Raw genomic sequence first — 17,311 nt, forward strand, 5'->3', positions numbered from 1 at the left:
TTATCTGCACCTTCCTTTCAGTATAAATGAAAAACAAAGGCATCCATTTTAAGGGCAGAAAAATTCTACACAAAAAATGAACGCCTTTGCTCATATTCCATATATACAGCCTATGATAAGTTTTGTCAAGAGAGATCTTTCATGAAATGAGAAAAATGAAAAAGATTGTGCAACAGAAAAAAGGGGTTGACAAATAATTTTATCGGGTGTATTATCCAACACGTAAAGGCAAGGGCGTCTTTGAGATATAGTTCTCAGAGGCGTTTTTTTATTTCATAGGAAATTGCATCCTATGAAACAAAAATGCTCCGCAAGGATGCGCAGCTCGCGGAAATGAAATCATCACTTTGTGAACCGCTCGCGCGCGGAGATTACGCAACAGCGCAATCTTTCTTGTTTTTATAAGATAATTAATATGATTTAATCCAAAAGGCAAGGGCGTCTTTCAGATACAGAGAAAAGTATTATGAGAGATATCCTTGCTTTTTCAAATTGGAAGGAGTGATAGTATGAAAAATGTTTCAGAATTTTTTGGGTGTAAAGTTTTTGATGACAGAGTGATGAAAGCAAATTTATCAGCAAAAGTTTATAACTCTTTGAGAAAAACTATTGATAAAGGAGCAAAGCTTGATATTAGTGTGGCAAATGCAGTTGCAGCAGCTATGAAAGATTGGGCAGTTGCAAATGGTGCTACTCATTATACACATTGGTTTCAGCCGCTTACCGGTGTAACGGCAGAAAAACATGATAGCTTTATTTCTCCATCTCCGGATGGAGGCGTGATTATGGAATTTTCCGGAAAAGAACTGATTAAAGGTGAACCGGATGCATCTTCTTTTCCATCAGGTGGATTGCGTGCAACCTTTGAGGCAAGAGGGTACACAGCATGGGATCCTACCTCTTACGCATTTATCAAAGGAAAAACATTATGTATCCCCACAGCGTTCTGTTCTTATGGCGGAGAGGCATTGGATAAGAAAACACCATTACTTCGCTCTATGGAGGCATTGAACAGGCAGGCACTTCGTATTCTCCATCTGTTTGGAAACGATGATGTGAAATGTGTACGTACTTCTGTAGGACCGGAGCAGGAGTATTTCCTCATTACAAAGGAAATGTATGAACAGAGAAAAGACCTTCGATTTACAGGACGAACTCTTTTTGGAGCAAAACCACCGAAGGGACAGGAGATGGATGATCATTACTTTGGTGTGATTAAGCCTAGGGTTGCTGCATATATGGAAGAATTAAATGAAGAACTATGGAAATTGGGTATTCTGGCTAAAACAGAACATAATGAAGTGGCTCCGGCACAGCATGAATTAGCTCCTATTTATACCACAACTAATATTGCAACAGACCATAATCAGCTGACAATGGAAGTTATGCAGAAGGTCGCAGAAAAAAATGGACTTGTATGTTTACTTCATGAGAAACCATTCGCAGGTGTAAACGGTAGTGGAAAACATAATAACTGGTCGATTGCGACAGACAAAGGTGTAAATTTATTGTCACCAGGAGAGACTCCTTATGAAAATGCACAGTTTTTATTGTTCTTATGTGCAGTTATTAAAGCAGTGGATGATTATCAGGATTTGCTGCGGCTTTCAGTTGCAACTGCAGGAAATGATCACAGATTGGGGGCGAATGAGGCACCTCCGGCAGTTGTTTCTGTTTTTCTTGGAGATGAATTGAATGCAGTACTGGAAGCTATTGAGACAGGTGTCACGTATGAAGGAACGAAGAAGACTCAGATGAAGTTGGGAGTAGATGTGCTTCCAAAATTTAATCGAGACACTACAGACCGCAATCGTACTTCTCCATTTGCATTTACCGGAAATAAATTTGAGTTTCGCATGTTGGGATCATCTAACAGTATCGCATGTGCAAATATTATGCTCAATAGTGCAGTGGCAGAAAGCTTGAAAATTTATGCGGACAGGCTGGAAAAAGCAGAGAATTTTGAGGATACACTACATGAAATGATCAGAAAAACGATTAAAGATCATAAACATATTATTTTCAACGGCAATGGCTATGATGATACATGGATTAAAGAAGCAACAGAAAAACGAGGATTGCTTAATTATCGTACAACACCAGACTGTATGCCTCATCTTTTAGATGAAAAAAATGTACGGATGTTGACATCTCATAAAATATTTTCAGAGGCAGAATTAAAGTCCAGATGTGAAATTATGCTGGACAACTATTGCAAAACGGTATTAATTGAAGCAAATACTATGATTGACATGGCAAAAACAGAAATTGCTCCGGCAGTAAGTTCCTATGTCCTTGAACTGGCGAATACAGCAGTGGCAAAGCAAACAGTAGATGCATTGATTTCCTGCAGATATGAAAATGATTTATTAAAGAAGCTATCCAGACTGGAAGAGCAGATTGCAGTCAGAGCAGAAGAGCTGGAAGATGCTGTATTGAAATTACAGAGCGCCGGAGATATTGAAGAAGAAGCTTATATGATAAGAGATATAATTTTAAGTAAAATGTGTGAACTTAGAGTTGCCTGTGACGAGGCGGAAACAATGACAGCAAAGAAATACTGGCCGTTTCCAACTTACAGTGATTTGTTGTTTGGCGTAAAATAAATCAGTATTTAGTAAAGTAAATTACGGAGGTATATTCATATGTGTTCTATTATGGGTTATTGCAGCCGCAGCATTTCTTTTTATGATTTTATGAAAGGGTTTGAAAAGACAAAATCAAGAGGTCCGGATGACAGCCGTGTAGTGAAGACAGAAAAAGGTATTCTCGGATTTCACAGACTTTCAATCATGGGGCTGACCCCGTCTGGTATGCAGCCGTTTCAGTATGGAAAAAATTATGTAGTCTGTAATGGAGAGATTTATGGATTTGAGAAATTAAAGAAAGAACTGTCAGATAAATATACATTTGAAAGTGACTCAGATTGTGAAATACTTTTACCGCTGTATCAGGAATATGGTACAGATATGTTTTCTATGCTGGATGCAGAGTTTGCCTGTATCATTTATGATGGTAAAACAGAAAAATTCATTGCTGCAAGAGATCCTATTGGAATTAGACCATTATATTATGGTTATGACAAAGAAGGAGCTGTTGTTTTTGCCAGTGAATCCAAAAATCTGATAGGAATTGCAAAGAAGATTATGCCTTTTCCACCAGGACACTATTATAAAGATGGCCAATTCATCTGTTATCATGATATTACAAAGGTAGACGAAGTCTGCAACGACAGTATGGAAAAAATTTGTGGAAAAATTCACGATAAGCTTATAACTGCTGTGGAAAAACGTCTTGTATCAGACGCTAAAGTAGGATTTCTGCTTTCGGGTGGACTGGACTCTTCTCTAGTATGTGCAATTGCGGCGAAAAAAACCAAAGAACCAATTAAAACTTTTGCCATTGGTATGAGTGAGGATGCCATTGATTTAAAGTATGCAAAACAAGTGTCAGATTATATTGGCAGTGATCATACAGAAGTATATATGACACCACAGGAAGTGCTTTCTTCACTGGAAACAGTTATTCATCTGTTGGGAACTTATGACATTACAACAATCCGGGCTTCTATAGGAATGTATCTGGTGTGTAAAGCAATTCATGAACAGACGGATATCCGAGTCCTTTTAACAGGGGAGATTTCTGATGAATTATTTGGATATAAGTACACAGATTTTGCACCAAATGCAGAAGCTTTTCAACGAGAATCTCAGAAACGAATACGTGAAATTCATATGTATGATGTTCTTCGTGCGGACCGCTGTATATCTGTAAATTCACTGGAAGCAAGAGTTCCTTTTGGAGATCTCGATTTTGTAAAATATGTAATGGCAATAAATCCAGAGATGAAGATTAACATCTATGGAAAAGGAAAATATCTGTTGCGTCATGCATTTGAAAAAGATAATTATTTGCCGGAGGAAATTCTTTGGAGAGAAAAAGCTGCATTTTCAGATGCAGTAGGACATTCTTTGGCTGATTATCTGAAGCAATATGCCGAAGATAAGTATACAGATGAAGAGTTTAAAAGCCGATGTAAAAATTATATACATGCCAGACCATTCACCAAAGAGTCTTTGTTGTACAGAGAAATTTTTGAGAAATATTATCCAGGTCAGTCTGAGATGATTGCAGACTTCTGGATGCCGAATACAGAATGGGAAGGATGTAATGTAAAGGATCCATCAGCAAGAGTTCTTTCCAATTATGGTGACAGTGGAAAATAAAAGGAGGGCGCTATGTCAAAATATAGATTTGAAACACTTCAGCTTCATGTGGGACAGGAATATCCTGATCCCGTTACCGATGCACGTGCAGTACCTATTTATGCAACTACTTCTTATGTTTTTCATGATTGTTCTCATGCAGCAGCTCGCTTTGGACTTGAAGATGCCGGAAATATTTATGGCCGTTTAACGAATTCTACACAGGATGTGTTGGAAAAGCGTGTTGCTGCTTTGGAAGGAGGTATTGCTGCTTTGGCACTTTCATCGGGAGCAGCGGCAATTGCTTATACCTTACAGGCTCTGGGACAAAACGGAGGACACATTGTTGCACAGAAAACAATTTACGGAGGCAGTTATAATCTGATGGCACATACACTTCCGGGATTTGGAATTACGGCTTCTTTTGTCAATATACATGATCTTGATGAAGTAGAAGCAGCTATTAAAGGAAATACAAGAGCAATTTACATAGAAACTCTAGGCAATCCCAACAGTGATATTCCGGATATTGATTCATTGGCTGCACTTGCCCATAGACACGGATTACCCCTTGTGGTAGATAATACTTTTGGCACTCCATATTTTATTCGACCGATTGAACATGGGGCAGACATTGTGGTACATTCTGCTACAAAATTTCTTGGAGGTCATGGTACTACCCTTGGAGGAATTATTGTAGATGCTGGGAAATTTGACTGGACCGTTTCAGGAAAGTATCCGGCTATTGCTGCACCAAATCCAAGTTATCATGGTGTTTCTTTTGTAAATGCTGCGGGACCTGCTGCATTCGTTACATATATCAGGGCAATTCTTCTTCGCGATACGGGAGCAAGTATTTCTCCCTTTGCAGCGTTTTTATTACTGCAGGGAATTGAAACATTGTCACTGCGTCTGGAGCGTCATGCAGAAAATACAAAGAAAGTGGTAGAATTTTTAAAAAATCATCCACAAGTTGAAAGAGTAAATCATCCATCCCTTCTTTCACATCCGGATCATTCTCTTTATCAAAAATATTTTCCGAATGGCGGTGCATCTATTTTTACATTCGATATCAAAGGAGGAAAGGAAGAAGCATACAAGTTTATTGATCACCTGCAGATATTTTCATTGCTTGCCAATGTAGCAGATGTGAAAAGTCTTGTAATTCATCCGGCAACTACTACGCATAGCCAGCTTTCACCGGAAGAACTGTCAGAGCAGGAAATTAAACCTAATACAATTCGACTTTCTATTGGAACAGAAAATATAGAAGATATAATTGATGATTTACAGCATGGGTTTCATGCAGTAGAATAAAGTTGCAGAACGACAGGAATTATCCTTAAAGTATATTGAAAGGATTATCGGATTGGAGATATTTTAAGACTGACCGAAGGACAACTGGTTCCTGTGGCGTGCTTGGAATGTAATGCAAAAACCTGTAAGCGTGCAAATATATGCAAAACATTGCCGATGTGGAAAGATTTTCAATAAAATAGATTGACAAAAGAAATTATAAGAGGTAGAATAGCGTGCGTAAAGGCAAGGGCGTCTTTAAGTTAAAAGAAACTTAAAGGCGCTTTTGCCCTTTTTTGGTTCATGGAAAGGAAGTGAAAGGCAGTGACGAAATATATTTTTGTAACAGGAGGGGTAGTATCCGGTCTGGGAAAAGGGATTACAGCAGCTTCACTTGGAAGACTTTTAAAAGCGAGAGGTCTGAAAGTGGCTGCGCAGAAACTGGATCCTTATATTAATGTAGATCCGGGAACTATGAGTCCGTATCAACATGGTGAAGTATATGTGACCGAAGATGGAGCAGAAACAGATCTGGATTTGGGACATTATGAGAGGTTTATTGACGAAAATCTAAATCAATATTCTAACCTCACAACAGGAAAAGTTTACTGGAATGTATTAAATAAGGAACGGAGAGGGGAATACCTTGGTTCTACAGTTCAGGTTATTCCTCATATCACAAATGAAATTAAGGAATTTGTGTATCGTGTAGGGCAAAAGACAGATGCCGATGTAGTGATTACGGAGATTGGCGGAACAATTGGAGATATTGAATCTCAACCGTTTCTGGAAGCAGTGAGGCAGGTCTCCCTGGAAATAGGCAGGGCAAACAGTCTTTTTATTCATGTGACATTGGTTCCCTATTTGAGCGGTTCTGAAGAACACAAGTCCAAACCAACACAACATTCAGTCAAGGAATTAAGAGGTATGGGCATCAATCCGGATATCATTGTTTTACGTTCAGATAAACCACTGGAAGCATCTATTTTCCAGAAAATTTCACTTTTTTGCAATGTAAAGCTGGATTGTGTTATTGAAAACAGAACCTTGTCTAACCTTTATGAAGCGCCATTGATGTTGGAAAAGTCCGGATTTTCAGATGTGGTGTGCAGGGAACTTAATATTGATGCACCAAAACCGGTACTGGCAGAGTGGGAGCAGATGGTAGAACGTATCAGGAATCGCACAGGGGAAGTTCACATTGGCCTTGTCGGAAAGTATGTAAAACTTCATGATGCATACTTGTCTGTGGCAGAGGCCATAAACCATGCAGGGTATGAAATGAATACGTTTGTGAAAATTCATTGGATTGACTCAGAAGATATTACCAAAGACAGTGTAAATGATATGTTGAAAGATTTGTCTGGAATTATTATTCCGGGGGGATTTGGGAATCGTGGGATAGAGGGCATGATTTTGGCAGCAAAATATGCCCGTGAAAACCAAATTCCGTATTTGGGTATCTGCCTTGGAATGCAGATTGCCGTTATTGAATTTGCAAGAAATATGTTGGGGCTTAAAGATGCCCATTCAGGAGAGTTTGATGAACAATGCAAGCATAAAGTGATTGATTTTATGCCGGGACAAAGTGAAGAGGTAGAAAAAGGAGGGACTCTTCGTCTGGGAAGTTATCCATGCAGTATTAAGGCTGGTACAAAACTGGAAGCATATTATGGAAACCGAGTAATTCATGAACGCCATCGCCATCGTTATGAACTTAACAATGAATACCGTGAGAAGCTGACAGAGGCAGGACTTGTAATCAGCGGGACTTCTCCTGACAACAGTCTGGTGGAAGCTATAGAATTGCAGGAACATCCGTTTTTTACAGGTGTGCAGTTTCATCCGGAATTCAAGAGTCGCCCAAATCAGGCTCACCCACTGTTTAGAGGGTTTATTTCGGCTGCGTTAAAGGAGTAAGATTATGGGAATTCATGAGGAATGTGGCGTATTTGGAATAATGAGTATAAGAAAAAGGAATGTTGCAGAAATAGTTTATTATGGACTGTATGCGTTGCAGCACAGAGGACAGGAAAGTTGTGGAATTGTTGTAAATGATGAGGGAGTATTTGCTTCTCATAAGGATCTGGGACTTGTAAGTGAAGTATTTACTAAAGATACGCTGCTTCATTTACCGGAAGGAACTATGGCTGTGGGTCATGTGCGATATGGGACAACAGGAGGAAACACGAGAAACAACTGTCAGCCTATTGAAGTCAACCATCAGAAAGGTAAAATGGCGGTGGCACATAATGGAAATCTAAGTAATGCATTGGAACTGCGTGATAAGTTAGAACTGTCAGGAGCGATTTTTCATACAACCAGTGACACAGAAACGATAGCTTATGTGATTACCAGAGAAAGGTTGATGACACCAAGTATTGAAGAGGCAGTGAGTAATACCATGAATTTACTGGAGGGGGCGTATTCTCTGGTTTTGGTATCGTCTGCAAAAATGATTGCTGCAAGAGATCCTTATGGATTCAGACCTCTTTGTTATGGACAGATGTCAGATGGCTCTTACGTTGTTGCATCGGAAAGCTGTGCGTTATCAGCAGTAGGTGCAGAATTTATCAGAGATTTACTGCCGGGTGAAATACTGGTCTTTGATCAGAAAGGGGTGGTGTCAAGGAAAGAACACTGTGGAAAACAGAAGAAAAAAACATGTATTTTTGAGTATATTTATTTTGCCCGACCGGATTCGGTTATCGATGATGTATCTGTTCATGCATCGCGAATTCGCGCAGGTCAGTTATTGGCAGAGAGATATCCGGCAAAGGCAGATGTTGTAATTGGAGTTCCGGACAGCGGTCTGGATGCTGCCCTTGGCTATGCAAATCAATCCGGTATTCCTTATGGGATTGGGTTGATTAAAAATAAATACATTGGCAGAACCTTCATTTCACCGGAACAAAAGGAACGTCTGGACAAAGTTCGGATAAAGCTGTCTCCTATGAAGAATGTAATAGATGGAAAAAGGGTGGTTCTTATTGATGATTCTATTGTAAGAGGCACCACAAGCAGACAGATTGTAAAATTGTTACGTGATGCAGGAGCCAGAGAGATACACATGAGAATTTCAGCTCCCCCATTTTTATATCCTTGTTATTATGGTACAGATATTGATTCTGAGGAAAATCTGATTGCCTGTCATCATAGTACAGAAGAAATTGCTGAAATGATTGGAGTAAATTCTTTAGGATATTTGGAAGTTGCTCAGTTGGGAAAATTGATTGAAAGTGAGGACTATTGTGCAGCCTGTTTTCACGGAAGATATCCAACACGAATTCCAACTGATCTTCGTAAAGACCGATTTGAAAGAAAATTATCGGAGAGAAAAAATGATGGAGGAATAGAATATGGTCAGACCTAATATGTATTACGGTGAATTGGAGAATTCATATCTTTTTTATAATATAGCTCAGAAAACCAGGACCTATGTAGAGCATCATCCAGGAGTAAAGCTTTTAAGAATGGGAATTGGAGATGTTTCATTGCCACTGTGTGATGCAGTAATCAAAGCATTGCATGAGGCTGTGGATGATCAGGCTTCAAAAAGCAGTTTTCATGGATATATGCCGGAATGCGGCGCTTTGTTTTTAAGGGAAGAGATTGTAAAATATTATGAAAAAAGAGGTGTTTCTTTATCTGTTGAGGAAATTTTCGTGTCAAGCGGAGCAAGTGATGAACTGGGAGATGTTCTGGATTTATTTGATCGTTCTAATCAGGCATTGGTAATTGAACCGGCTTATCCGGCATATGTAGATGCAAATGTGATGGCAGGAAGAAAAATTGTGTATCTGGTTTCAGGAGAGGAAAATGAATTTTTACCTGAACCAAATGAGAAAGCAGAAGCAGATATTATCTATATCTGTTCGCCCAATAATCCTACCGGAGCAGTTTTTTCGCGTAAACAGCTTCAGGCATGGGTCGATTATGCAAATAAAAAAGGTTCCATCATTCTTTTTGATGCGGCATATGAGGCTTTTATTGAGGATGAAACACTTCCGCATAGTATTTTTGAACTGGATGGAGCAGAAACATGTGCCATTGAAATCTGTTCTTTTTCAAAAACTGCCGGTTTTACGGGAACCAGACTTGGTTATACCGTTATACCAAAAGCATTGAAGCGTAATGGGATGAATATAAATGAAATGTGGGTACGAAATCGTACAACAAAAACAAATGGTGTATCTTATATTATTCAGAAAGGTGGAGCAGCAGTTTTTTCGGAAGAAGGTCAGAAACAAATTCATGAAAATATCCAGGTTTATAAGAAAAATGCAAAAGTATTGATGCAGGCTTTGGATCAGCTTGGAATTTGGTATTGTGGAGGGAAAAATGCACCCTATATTTGGATGAAATGTCCGAGAGGAATGAAAAGCTGGGAGTTCTTTGATTATCTGTTACAGGAAATTCAAGTTGTGGGGACGCCGGGAGAGGGATTTGGAGCCTGCGGAGAGGGATATTTTCGATTTTCAACTTTCAGTTCTCCGGAAGATACAAAAGAGGCAGCACAAAGAATTGTTAAATTACTTTCGTAACATTTGATATGTTTTTTTATGGCAATAACAAAGATATTTTAATTTAAATTAAAGTTAAGAGAGCGTATTGCGTAAAGAATGTAAAATAGAAAATTGTAAAGTTGACAGACGCAGGAGATGCGTCTGTTATTCGTTTATATAAATTTTACTTTAATTTAACAATCTGATGGTAGTCGATTTTACATGATTCTCGTATAATGGTATCGCAGCAATAAGAGATAATGTTGTAAAAAGATAGAAAAAGATAAATAAATTTATATTACAGGGAGGTTTGGACAATGCGTACAAAATTCGACCAGCAGCTTGAAGAGCTAAATGTAGAGCTGATTAAAATGGGAGCTTTGTGTGAAAGAGCAATCAGAAGAGCAGTAGATCAGCTTGCGGACACGCAGGATGCAGAAAAAGAGCTTGTAGACGGAATTGAGGAGGAAATCAATCAGAAAGAAAGAGAGATTGAAGCTCTTTGCATGAAGCTGCTTCTTCAGCAGCAGCCGGTAGCCGGTGATTTAAGACAGATATCTTCTGCATTAAAGATGATTTCCGATATGGAGAGAATTGGCGACCAGGCGCAGGACATCGCAGATATGTCCCGTTTTGTTCAGGTAAAGGAGCTGGCGCATAAAATTCACATTGGAGAAATGGCAGAAGCAGCGATTAAAATGGTGACAGAAAGCATTGATTCTTTTGTAAAGAAGGATTTGGAAGCAGCAGCAAGGGTTGTGGCTTATGATGATGTGGTAGACAATCTGTTCTTAAAAGTAAAACAGGAGCTTCCCAGTATGATGAAAAAGGATGCTCAGCAGGCAGAATATTACATTGATTTGATTATGATTGCCAAATATTTAGAAAGAATTGGAGATCATGCAGAAAACATTGCTCAGTGGGTAGAGTACTCAATAACAGGAAAGCATGAAGCAGACAGAGGATAAGAAGATGATTTATTTAGTAGAAGATGATGAAAGTATCAGAGAGTTATTGGTGTATACCTTAAATGGCCAGGGTCTTGTGGCAGAGGGATTTGCGTATCCCTCTGATTTTTGGCATGCCATGGAAAAGAAAATCCCGGATTTAGTGCTTTTGGATATTATGCTGCCGGAGGAAGATGGACTGGAAATTTTACAGAAACTTCGTAAGAAGAAAGAAACAAAAAACATTCCCATTGCCATGCTGACTGCAAAGGGCAGTGAATATGATGTTGTAAAAGGTCTTGACGGAGGAGCAGATGATTATATTCCCAAACCATTTCGTATGATGGAGTTAGTTTCCAGAGTAAAAGCATTGATTCGCAGAGGTGGTCAGGAACAGCCTCAGGATGATGAAGAATATGTTTTGGGAGAACTGTATGTTTCAAAGAAACGTCATCTGGTAAAAGTAAAAGGAGAGGAAGTTACTCTTACCATGAAGGAGTTTGAGCTTTTATTGCTGTTCTTATCAAATCCGGGAATTGTGTTTTCCAGAGCGCAGCTTTTGGATAAAATATGGGGCTATCAGTTTGATGGGGAAAGCAGAACGGTAGATGTTCATATTAGAACTCTTCGTCAGAAACTGAAAGATGCCGGACACTATATCGAGACCGTTCGAGGTGTAGGATATAAAGTAGGAGGGGACGAATGACAAAAAGAATTTTCAGATCTATGCTTTGTATTTCCATGATTGTCCTTTTGGCAGGTTCCGGGCTGATTATGGGAATTTTGTATCATTATTTTGGAAAGCAGCTGGCAAAAGAGTTAAAGACAGAAGCAACCTATTTGGCCATTGCAGTAGAAAAAGAGGGAATGGAAGCTTTTGATAAACTGCCTCCTCAGACAGAGCGTGTGACATATATTGATGAAGATGGAACAGTTCTTTTCGATAGTGTGGCAGATGAAGATAATATGGATAATCATGAAAACCGTTCAGAAATTCAGAAAGCGTTGAAAACAGGTTCTGGTACAGCAGTTAGAAGGTCTGATACATTATCCGAAAAAACTCTGTATTATGCAATGAAAATGACGGATGGAAAAATCCTGAGAGTATCCAGTGTTCAGTATAATATTCCGGGGCTTTTAGGAGGAATGGTACAGCCTATTTTAATTATCTTGATTTTTATGGTAGGTTTGTCAGCATTGTTGGCTTTTCGTCTTTCAAAGAAAATTACAGAGCCTGTCAATGCTCTTGACTTGGAGCATCCGGAGGATAATCAGGTATATGATGAGCTGACACCGCTTTTAAGTAAAATTAGCAGACAGCAAAAATCCCTTCGCCGTGAGATTGAAGATGCCAGAAAGCAGCAGGAAGAATTCTCTATGATTACAGAAAATATGGAAGAAGGATTTCTGGTTATTGATAAGCATACAGAAGTGTTATCCTATAATTCCAGTGCGCTGAAGCTTTTAGGAGACACGAATTGGCAGGGAAGACAGAGTATTTTAACCTTAAATAGAAGCGGAGAATTTCAGAGTATTGTGGAACAGGTACTGGAAGGCCATCATACAGTGAGAATGCTGGAATTTCCGGAGAGAAGCTGTCAGATTGCGGCTAATCCTGTATGGCAGGATAATGAGGTAACAGGAGCAGTTCTTACTATTCTGGATGTGACAGAGCGTATGAGAGGAGAACAGCTGCGCAGGGAATTTACTGCAAATGTTTCCCATGAATTGAAGACACCTCTTACCTCTATTTCAGGTTTTGCGGAAATTATCAAAGATGGTTTTGTAAAACCAGAGGATACTAAAGTATTTGCCAGCCGCATTTTCAAGGAAGCGCAAAGACTGATAACACTGGTAAATGATGTGATTAAGATTTCTCAGCTGGATGAGGGAGAACTTGTTTATCAGAACGAACAGGTGGATTTGTATCAGCTTTCTAAAGAGGTCCTTCACCGTATAGAACACAGTGCAAAAGAAAAGGATGTTAAGCTCTATCTGGAAGGCCCTCATGTTCAGGTGGCTACAGTAAGAATGATTTTAGATGAAGTGCTCTTTAACCTTTGTGAAAACGGATTAAAGTATAACAAGCAGGGCGGAAGCTTAACGGTTACCTTGAAAGAAGAAAATAATAAGGTGGAAATTTCTGTGGAAGATACGGGAATTGGAATACCAAAGGGAGAACAGTCAAGGGTATTTGAAAGATTTTACCGCGTGGATAAGAGCCATTCAAAGGCAATCGGCGGTACAGGACTGGGGCTTTCCATTGTAAAACACGGCTGTATGTATTTGGGCGCTAAAGTTGATGTGGAAAGTACACCGGGAGTGGGAAGTAAATTTACGATTACGATGTAAGAAGCTGTTGTAGAAAGCATCTGGAGAATGTTTACACATCTGTTAATTAAAGTGTATAGATATACCAGATGCTTGATATGACAGCTTTATTCTGTAATATTGTTGCTATCGGATTGTTTTTTATCTTCTTCTATTTTTTTATGTGCTTCAATAATAGCTTTTTTACTGCGGTTTTAATAACAAGATAAAAAATGTAATAACCTATTGCTAGAAGAGAAAGTTGAAAAAGAGTGCTAAATGTTGCTGCCATAATAAAATCTCCTTTTTTATAATTATTATATAACAGGAAAAGTCACAGGGCAAGCTGCGATTTGAAAAGTAAATACTTTAAGAGGATTGAATATTGAAATAGAGTTATGGTTATGATATATTTTTAATAAGAAAATGCCTACCCCGTCGGCCAACGGGATAGGCGGTGTCCGTAAGGACAAATAAACCTAGTTTCGAGAGGCATCCACTTTGGAGTGGACACTTTCTTTATATATTAATTATACCGCAAATATTTATAGCTTTCAAGAACTTTTGGTGCATTATTGAAAGGAGAGGGTTTCATGAGGAGAAGGTTATCTTTCTTTTTCTTAACAGGAGCAGCCGCATTGCTTTTATGTAGCTGTACCGGGGCAAAGAATGAGCATTTCGAACTGGAAAATACACCTTGGGGAATGACTATGGAAGAAACTATGGAGGCGTATCAGGTAGAGCGAGATGATTTAGACGATATACAGGAGGGCACTTACGGTTCTGCATTTATGCTTCGAGATGGACGGGAAATATTTGGGGCAAAGACAGACCATATCAGTTTTAACTTTATGGATATGACAGTCAGTGGAAAAACACAGAAATTGCACCGAATTGATGTGATGTATCCAGATGATACAGATATGAATGAAGTTCGGAAAAATATGGAACAGTCTTTTGGAAAGACAACAGATAAAGTAACTGATTTTGATATGATTGGTACGTTATTAGACAGCGATATGTAAAGATACGATTATGAAGCAGATGAGCATTTAGCCTTGTGGGCAGATAAAAAGGTCAGTGATGTCATTCCAAAGGGACAGGAAGAAGAATATGAGAAATTATGGGAAATTCCTATGACACGTCTTTCAGAGGATACGTGGGAAGAATTCTCTGAAAACGCTTCTCTGGTATATGGGTATTGCTCTGATAATGCCGATGATGCACCGATAGGTGACAAAAGAATTCGTATAGATGCTACAAACTGGGTGATTTATAATACGATTAAAGAAGGACTGGAATAAAATTAAAGACCATTCTCTTAGAAGACTTTTTATTTTGATAATTCTATGAGAATGGTCTTTCATATTTCGGCATTTGTTTTCAAGTATCATTGTAGTGAAATCTACAAGAAATAATATAAATGTTCTGTTCATCTATTTTGTATATCAGTCGGTCTTTATCATTAATTCTTCGACTCCAGTATCCGGATAAGTCGCCGACTAAAGCTTCAGGTTTTCCAATTCCAACATTCCCGTTTCTGGAAATATCAGTCAATAATTGATTGATTTTCTTTAGTGTTTTTCTATCTTCTGTTTGCCAATAAAGATAATCTTTCCAAGCATTTTCTGTAAATACTTTATTCATTGTCTGAAACCTCTATTAATTCATGAGTAGATACATTTCCCTCTTCTAATTGCCGCTTACTTTCCATGAGCCAGTTATAATTTGCCTGATTTCCCAGTAAGTGCATATTTTCAAGCATATTGTTATAAGTTTCTTCTGATATCATCACAATATTTTTGGTGTTTTTTCGTGTGATAATTATTGTTTCATAATCATCGGTTACTTTATCCATATAGGATTTCATGTTATTTCTTAAATTAGAATAATTTACTGCTAACATAGTTTCACCTCCTATAATTATTATATTGTACAAAAAATTGTACGTCAAGGCGGGATATACGAATGATAGAAAGAGACCATTTTCACGGAAATAAATTCGTCAAAATGGTCTCTATTTTAATTCCCCTGCATTCTTTTAATAACCTTTAAGCGGGTAAATTCTTCTCGCTCTTTTTCTTCCAATGCGTTTGAGATGCTCTTTGTAAGTGCTTCGTATTTGGGGATTGTGATGTTTTTCAGTGCATTGGCACGTTTCTGCGTCTTCTTAATATTAACAGCCAGTCGGTAAGCAGAATTCTCCACCATAGACAGGCGAATGGTTAAATCCTTTACCTTTTCAAAAGCAGCGTGAGCTTCATCAAGAGATGCTTTTGTTCCATAGTAGGAATAGGTAGGCTCATCGGAAGACGGCTCAGAACGCACCAGAGGAATTTCCGTACCCATAACGCTTCGTGTTTTTATGGAAATGGAGTTTTCCACAGGTACGGTTCTGGAGATTTCCTGCACATAACTGATGCCGATTTCCATATTTGCCTTTTGCAGAGCAGCATAAGCAGTACGGAAGGTAACGTCAATCTGTGACTGAATATCCTTTGCCTGCTCAATCAAATCCATCAGTTCACGGATTAAGATATTTCGTTTCTTATCCATCAAATCAAAACCCTGCTTGGAAAGAGCAAGAGAGTTTTTCGCAAGTATCAGGTTTCCCTTGGTGGGAAATGTATTCGGATCCACAAAATCCCCCCTTTTACTTTTCTACGTTTTCAGGATAATATTTATCCAGAATTTTGGTGTCGATACGGTCAAGCTCTTCTCTCGGTATCATGGAAAGAAGCTCCCAACCTTTATCTAAAGTTTCCTGAATAGTTCTGTTTTCATCTGCTCGTTGTCCCACGAAGTTTTCTTCAAAGGCAGTACCAAACTCCAGATATTTTTTATCCAGAGGTGAAAGCTCGTCTTCGCCGATAACCGATGCAAGAGCTCTGGCATCCCCTACCTTTGCGTAGCAGGAGAAAAGCTGATTTGCAACGTCTTGATGGTCTTCCCGTGTAAAGCCTTCACCGATACCGTCCTTCATAAGACGTGACAGAGAAGGCAGTACATTGATTGGCGGATAAATTGCTTGTCCGTGAAGCTGACGGTCAAGTACAACCTGACCTTCGGTAATGTATCCTGTTAAGTCAGGAATTGGATGAGTAATATCATCATTTGGCATGGTAAGAATTGGTATCTGTGTTACAGAACCTGTGCCGCCTCTTACAATACCGGCTCTTTCATAAAGAGTTGCCAGTTCACTGTATAAATATCCCGGATATCCTTTTCTGGAAGGAATTTCGCCCTTAGAGGAAGATACCTCACGCATGGCCTCACAGAAGGAAGTAATATCTGTAAGGATAACAAGGATATGCATACCTTTTTCAAAGGCCAGATATTCCGCAGCAGTAAGAGCAACCTTTGGTGTAATCAATCGTTCTACAACAGGGTCGTTAGCCAGATTTAAATACATAACAACGTGGTCAGATACACCGCTTTCCTCAAAGGTGCGGCGGAAGAATTCTGCTACGTCATATTTAACACCCATAGCAGCGAAAACAATGGCGAATTTTTCATCGCTGTTGCTTCCAAGAGAAGCCTGCTGAACAATCTGTGCCGCAAGCTGGTCATGAGGAAGTCCGTTTCCTGAAAAAATCGGAAGCTTCTGTCCACGGATTAAGGTTGTAAGTCCGTCAATAGCAGAGATACCTGTTTGGATAAAGTTTCTGGGGTATTCCCTTGTGACAGGGTTCAATGGAAGTCCGTTAATATTCAGTTTCATTTCCGGAATGACAGGACCTAGTCCGTCAATAGGCTTTCCAATACCATTAAAAGTACGTCCCAAAATATCTGGGGAAAGCTCTACTTCCATAGGATGTCCACTAAGACGTGTATGGGTGTTAGAAAGGGACATATTTTCTGTTCCTTCAAAAACCTGAATAACAGCTTTTTCTTCATATATTTCTACGATACGTCCTAACTTTTTGCTTCCATCATCTACTCGAAATTCTACAATTTCGTCAAAAGAAGCATTTTTTACTCCTTCTAAAACTACCAGAGGGCCATTGATTTCACTTAAGCCCAAATATTCAATTGCCATAAATCAGTC

At 38.9% G+C, this 17,311-nt stretch carries 15 protein-coding genes; 11 read left to right on the top strand and 4 right to left on the bottom strand.

Going from position 1 to position 17,311, the window contains the following annotated elements:
- Window positions 1–509: 509 nt before the first annotated feature.
- The 11 genes from BQ7352_RS05635 to BQ7352_RS14780 all read left to right on the top strand — a co-directional run bounded on the left by BQ7352_RS05635 (window position 510) and on the right by BQ7352_RS14780 (window position 14,567).
- Entirely contained in the window at window positions 510–2,606 is a 2,097-nt protein-coding gene (locus BQ7352_RS05635) for a glutamine synthetase III family protein (protein ID WP_072447720.1), read from the top strand.
- A gap of 39 nt (window positions 2,607–2,645) precedes the next feature.
- Window positions 2,646–4,226: an asparagine synthase B gene (gene asnB / locus BQ7352_RS05640; protein WP_072447722.1), complete on the top strand. Its 1,581-nt coding sequence runs from the start codon at window positions 2,646–2,648 to the stop codon at window positions 4,224–4,226.
- A gap of 12 nt (window positions 4,227–4,238) precedes the next feature.
- Window positions 4,239–5,522: an O-acetylhomoserine aminocarboxypropyltransferase/cysteine synthase family protein gene (locus tag BQ7352_RS05645; RefSeq protein ID WP_072447723.1), complete on the top strand. Its 1,284-nt coding sequence runs from the start codon at window positions 4,239–4,241 to the stop codon at window positions 5,520–5,522.
- Between the two features lie 303 nt (window positions 5,523–5,825).
- Complete coding sequence (locus tag BQ7352_RS05655) at window positions 5,826–7,421, top strand: CTP synthase (RefSeq protein WP_072447725.1); 1,596 nt, start codon at window positions 5,826–5,828, stop codon at window positions 7,419–7,421.
- Window positions 7,422–7,425: 4 nt separating this feature from the next.
- Window positions 7,426–8,874, top strand: a complete 1,449-nt coding sequence (gene purF, locus BQ7352_RS05660; RefSeq protein ID WP_072447727.1) for an amidophosphoribosyltransferase — start codon at window positions 7,426–7,428, stop codon at window positions 8,872–8,874.
- On the top strand, window positions 8,861–10,045 hold the full coding sequence (locus BQ7352_RS05665) for an LL-diaminopimelate aminotransferase (protein WP_072447729.1): 1,185 nt from the start codon (window positions 8,861–8,863) through the stop codon (window positions 10,043–10,045). The genes purF and BQ7352_RS05665 overlap by 14 nt, the downstream gene beginning before the upstream one ends.
- A gap of 278 nt (window positions 10,046–10,323) precedes the next feature.
- Entirely contained in the window at window positions 10,324–10,974 is a 651-nt protein-coding gene (gene phoU, locus BQ7352_RS05670) for a phosphate signaling complex protein PhoU (RefSeq protein ID WP_072447731.1), read from the top strand.
- 4 nt (window positions 10,975–10,978) lie between these two features.
- The gene (locus BQ7352_RS05675) at window positions 10,979–11,659 is read left to right on the top strand and encodes a response regulator transcription factor (protein ID WP_072448622.1); all 681 of its coding nucleotides are present in this window, start codon (window positions 10,979–10,981) and stop codon (window positions 11,657–11,659) included.
- Complete coding sequence (locus BQ7352_RS05680; protein WP_072447733.1) at window positions 11,656–13,305, top strand: ATP-binding protein; 1,650 nt, start codon at window positions 11,656–11,658, stop codon at window positions 13,303–13,305. Before BQ7352_RS05675 ends, BQ7352_RS05680 begins: the two co-directional genes overlap by 4 nt.
- 551 nt (window positions 13,306–13,856) lie before the next feature.
- Window positions 13,857–14,288, top strand: coding sequence for a hypothetical protein (locus BQ7352_RS14775; protein ID WP_242948534.1), 432 nt, complete (start codon window positions 13,857–13,859; stop codon window positions 14,286–14,288).
- 33 nt (window positions 14,289–14,321) lie between these two features.
- Window positions 14,322–14,567 (top strand): hypothetical protein, encoded by a 246-nt coding sequence (locus BQ7352_RS14780; protein WP_242948535.1) that lies wholly within the window; start codon window positions 14,322–14,324, stop codon window positions 14,565–14,567.
- A 79-nt stretch (window positions 14,568–14,646) separates the two neighbouring features.
- Here BQ7352_RS14780 and BQ7352_RS05690 read toward each other — a convergent pair whose 3' ends face one another.
- The 4 genes from BQ7352_RS05690 to BQ7352_RS05705 form a co-directional block, all read right to left on the bottom strand.
- The gene (locus BQ7352_RS05690; RefSeq protein WP_072447735.1) at window positions 14,647–14,910 is read right to left on the bottom strand and encodes a Txe/YoeB family addiction module toxin; all 264 of its coding nucleotides are present in this window, start codon (window positions 14,908–14,910) and stop codon (window positions 14,647–14,649) included.
- Entirely contained in the window at window positions 14,903–15,169 is a 267-nt protein-coding gene (locus BQ7352_RS05695) for a type II toxin-antitoxin system Phd/YefM family antitoxin (RefSeq protein WP_072447737.1), read from the bottom strand. The genes BQ7352_RS05690 and BQ7352_RS05695 overlap by 8 nt, the downstream gene beginning before the upstream one ends.
- Before the next feature lie 116 nt (window positions 15,170–15,285).
- Entirely contained in the window at window positions 15,286–15,903 is a 618-nt protein-coding gene (locus tag BQ7352_RS05700) for a V-type ATP synthase subunit D (protein ID WP_004220453.1), read from the bottom strand.
- Between the two features lie 13 nt (window positions 15,904–15,916).
- Window positions 15,917–17,302 (bottom strand): V-type ATP synthase subunit B, encoded by a 1,386-nt coding sequence (locus BQ7352_RS05705; protein WP_072447739.1) that lies wholly within the window; start codon window positions 17,300–17,302, stop codon window positions 15,917–15,919.
- Between the last annotated feature and the right edge of the window lie 9 nt (window positions 17,303–17,311).

Origin of the sequence: Blautia sp. Marseille-P3201T, from assembly GCF_900120295.1 — a bacterium.
Taxonomy (GTDB): Bacteria; Bacillota; Clostridia; order Lachnospirales; family Lachnospiraceae; genus Blautia.

Bases quoted from the DNA above. Each gene is read 5' to 3' on its own strand.
- BQ7352_RS05635 (WP_072447720.1), top strand. From the start codon at position 510: ATGAAAAATGTTTCAGAATTTTTTGGGTGTAAAGTTTTTGATGACAGA.
- asnB (WP_072447722.1), top strand. From the start codon at position 2,646: ATGTGTTCTATTATGGGTTATTGCAGCCGCAGCATTTCTTTTTATGAT.
- BQ7352_RS05645 (WP_072447723.1), top strand. From the start codon at position 4,239: ATGTCAAAATATAGATTTGAAACACTTCAGCTTCATGTGGGACAGGAA.
- purF (WP_072447727.1), top strand. From the start codon at position 7,426: ATGGGAATTCATGAGGAATGTGGCGTATTTGGAATAATGAGTATAAGA.
- BQ7352_RS05665 (WP_072447729.1), top strand. From the start codon at position 8,861: ATGGTCAGACCTAATATGTATTACGGTGAATTGGAGAATTCATATCTT.
- phoU (WP_072447731.1), top strand. From the start codon at position 10,324: ATGCGTACAAAATTCGACCAGCAGCTTGAAGAGCTAAATGTAGAGCTG.
- BQ7352_RS05675 (WP_072448622.1), top strand. From the start codon at position 10,979: ATGATTTATTTAGTAGAAGATGATGAAAGTATCAGAGAGTTATTGGTG.
- BQ7352_RS05680 (WP_072447733.1), top strand. From the start codon at position 11,656: ATGACAAAAAGAATTTTCAGATCTATGCTTTGTATTTCCATGATTGTC.
- BQ7352_RS14775 (WP_242948534.1), top strand. From the start codon at position 13,857: ATGAGGAGAAGGTTATCTTTCTTTTTCTTAACAGGAGCAGCCGCATTG.
- BQ7352_RS05690 (WP_072447735.1), bottom strand. From the start codon at position 14,910: ATGAATAAAGTATTTACAGAAAATGCTTGGAAAGATTATCTTTATTGG.
- BQ7352_RS05695 (WP_072447737.1), bottom strand. From the start codon at position 15,169: ATGTTAGCAGTAAATTATTCTAATTTAAGAAATAACATGAAATCCTAT.
- BQ7352_RS05705 (WP_072447739.1), bottom strand. From the start codon at position 17,302: ATGGCAATTGAATATTTGGGCTTAAGTGAAATCAATGGCCCTCTGGTA.